General features: G+C 55.6%; 1 protein-coding gene and 1 pseudogene. One reads left to right on the forward strand and one right to left on the reverse strand.

The window, feature by feature from the left end; genetic code table 11:
• Positions 1 to 124: 124 nt before the first annotated feature.
• Positions 125 to 466 (reverse strand): annotated as a pseudogene (gene pilM, locus KEHDKFFH_RS19855) (pilus assembly protein PilM); the annotation flags it as partial.
• A gap of 195 nt (positions 467 to 661) precedes the next feature.
• Here pilM and KEHDKFFH_RS19860 point away from each other — a divergent pair.
• On the forward strand, positions 662 to 3,190 hold the full coding sequence (locus KEHDKFFH_RS19860) for a penicillin-binding protein 1A (RefSeq protein ID WP_104323500.1): 2,529 nt from the start codon (positions 662 to 664) through the stop codon (positions 3,188 to 3,190).
• The last annotated feature ends 165 nt before the right edge of the window (positions 3,191 to 3,355 follow it).

Consider the following 3,355-nt stretch of genomic DNA (forward strand, 5'->3'; position numbering starts at 1 on the left):
GTCCTTGGCCAGCTCGGCGGCCATAGCTTTAAGTTTTTCTTGGTCCAATTGCGTACCCACGATGGTATCCTTTTGAAAAGATTACTCAGTCGTGGGCAGTTACACAATTTGGTTTACAGCCTCGAATGTACTGATCGGCCTCAAGGGCAATCTGATCTTCCATCTCGAATTCGTTAAGGCCACCATCCATCTGGATGACCTTGGTAATTACCGCAGAGCCTGAAACAGCCACTGCAACCTGTTTAACGCCTGAGCGGGACTTGGAAGCAACGCGCTTCATCACTTCGCCCACCGCTTCAACGTCTGTAATATTCTTTTCGACCACAGCATTGGCCGGCAGAGGCTCCACCGCGTAGCTTTCGACCTTGAAACGGTCGCCCTGCTTCGACAACTCCAGAAGTTTGACCGAGCTGGAGCTTATATCCACGCCCAGCACTGCACTGGATTTCTTTCCTAATCCAAACACGCGCTCACCCTATACCTGGTTAGATGCACCCGGTTACGTAACTTATGTGTTTTTTATTTAAGAGAATTTCTTCACCATTCCGTCTACAATGCCTGTTCTTCTTTAATTGAGAACTATTGCAGCGGTGAAGCGACTCTTCCATCCTAAAGCAATTTCTCAAATGATAGACCTATATCCAACAGTTGTCAGAAAAAAATGTCTCATTTGTTGCGCACATCTCGCCTTTTTGCCTGGTTGTTTCTTACCGGACTGAGTGTCGCCGTTATCGTAACCTCAGGCTTCTATCTTTACCTTCGCCCTGGCCTTCCGCCGGTACATCAGCTTCTGGACATCAAGCTTCAGACGCCATTACGGGTCTATAGCAAAGACAACAGATTAATAGCAGAATTCGGTGAAAAGAGAAGGGCACCCATCACAATCGAACAGATCCCAACAATTCAGTTACAAGCCTTTATGGCGGCTGAAGACTCGCGTTTTTATGAGCACTTCGGGGTCGACATCAAAGGCCTGGCGCGGGCTGCCATCGAACTGGTCTCCACCGGTGAGATCCAGTCCGGGGGCAGTACCATCACAATGCAGGTTGCAAAAAATTACTTTTTGTCACGGGACCGAACCTTTATACGGAAGTTCAACGAGATACTTCTGGCTCTTCAGATTGAACGTGAACTGGACAAAAACCGCATTCTCGAGCTGTACCTGAACAAGATCTATCTCGGCAATCGGGCCTATGGCATTGCCGCCGCTGCGCAGGTTTATTACAACAAACCGGTCTCGGAACTGTCTCTGGCACAGATGGCGATGCTGGCCGGCTTGCCCAAGGCGCCCTCGGCCTTTAATCCACTGGCCAATCCCGACCGGGCGATGGTCCGCCGAAACTGGATTCTCGGACGCATGCAGGACCTGGGCTACATCACCCCGGATGCACGCGAGCTTGCGGTTTCTGCCCCCATCACTGCCAGCTATAACAGCACGGAAACAGAAGTCGACGCCGACTATGTTGCAGAAATGGCCCGATCCGAAATGGTTCGGCGGTTTGGTGAAGACGCCTATACCGATGGCTACACGGTTACCCTGACGGTGGACGGGCGAAAACAGCAGGTTGCTACTGAAGCCCTCAGGGACGGCCTCGAAGCCTATGACCGCCGGCACGGCTTCCGTGGCGCCATCGGGCAGATCGACCAGGAAACACTGGCAACCAGCGAACTGTCCGACCTGATTCTGAACTACCCACGCGTAGAGTCACTGTTACCCGCGATCGTCAAGGAAGTTGACGACGAAGCCGGCCAAGTCAGCGTTCACGTACGCCGCATTGGTCCAGCCGTCATGCCTTTCGAGTCCATGACCTGGGCCAGGCGGTATAGAACCGAAAACCTCACCGGGCCGGAACCGGAGAAACCTTCGGACGTAGTTTCCCGTGGCGATGTCGTCTATGTGCGCGCTCAAACCCCGGAAAAGATCGCCCTGGAGCCCGAGACCGGCGGGACCGAACCCCTGGTCGACGAGACAACCCGGCCCCAAACAGCGACCGTCACACTCGCCCAGATCCCCAGAGCTGAGGGCGCCTTGATCTCACTCGAGGCCAAAACCGGTGCCATTGAGGCCCTGAGCGGGGGGTACAGCTTCGGCCAGAGCAAATACAACCGGGCCACTCAGGCACGAAGACAGCCGGGCTCTACGTTCAAACCCTTCCTTTACCTGAGCGCCCTGGAAAGCGGCATGACGCCAGCCACTATTTATAACGATGCGCCAATCGTCTTCGACGACTCCGAACTTGAGACCGCATGGCGGCCCCAGAACTCCTCTGGACAGTTCTATGGCCCCACCCGTCTCCGGGAAGCGCTTTATCGCTCGCGTAACCTGGTTTCAATCCGGCTCCTGCGTGATCTGGGCATAGAGAAAACTCTCGACTACCTGAAACAGCTGGAAATTCCGACCGAAAACATGCCCGACGACCTGTCGCTGTCGCTCGGCAGCGGACAGCTTACTCCCATGGAACTGGCCAGAGCCATGGCCGTGATCGCCAACGGAGGCTATGACGTCGAACCCTACCTGATCGATACCATCAGCGACTTCAGGGGCGAAACCATCTACCAGGCCCCGAAAACCATTCTGTGCGATGAAAACTGCGACGAGCTTGCAGAACAAGCAAAATCGGGCATGGAGGAAGGCGACGCAGGCACCGACGCGGAGTCGTCGGAAAGGGGCGACCAATCGCCAGACGTCCGCGTGATGCGCAGACTCGCAGACGAACGTGCGGTTTTCATCCTGCACTCAATGATGCAGGACGTGATTCGCCGCGGCACCGGTCGCCGGGCACTGGCGCTGGGCCGGGATGACATTGCCGGAAAAACCGGTACCACCAACGAGCAAAAAGACACCTGGTTCGCTGGCTTCAATCATGAAGTGGCCACAACCGCCTGGGTAGGATTCGACCAACCGGCGCCTCTCGGCAGACGTGAGTTTGGCGCCAGCACCGCCCTCCCTATCTGGCTGGACTATATGAAAGTAGCGCTCGACGGAGCGCCCTCCTCCTTGATGCCCCGGCCCAACGGAATCGTTAACATCCGTATCAACCCCGAAACCGGACAGCGCGCAAGACCGGGCGAGGATGGCATTTTCGAGGTCTTCCGGGAAGAGGATGCGCCACCGCCCCTGACATCCGAAACCGAGAACGACCGCAATGGAGGCTCCGAGGAAGACGATCTGTCAAGGCGAATCTTCTGACATCAGGAGCAGGCACAAAAAAACCGGCGGGATCACCGCCGGTCAGATTGCTGACGAACCCCGGTTTTTCCGGGGTTCGTTGCGTTTGGGCGCATTAAATTCAGTTGGCGACGGATCTAGCCCAATAGTCCCGACCGGATTGCCAATACGCGAGATAACGCAGTT

Source organism: Marinobacter maroccanus (assembly GCF_002933275.1).
Classification (GTDB): domain Bacteria; phylum Pseudomonadota; class Gammaproteobacteria; order Pseudomonadales; family Oleiphilaceae; genus Marinobacter; species Marinobacter maroccanus.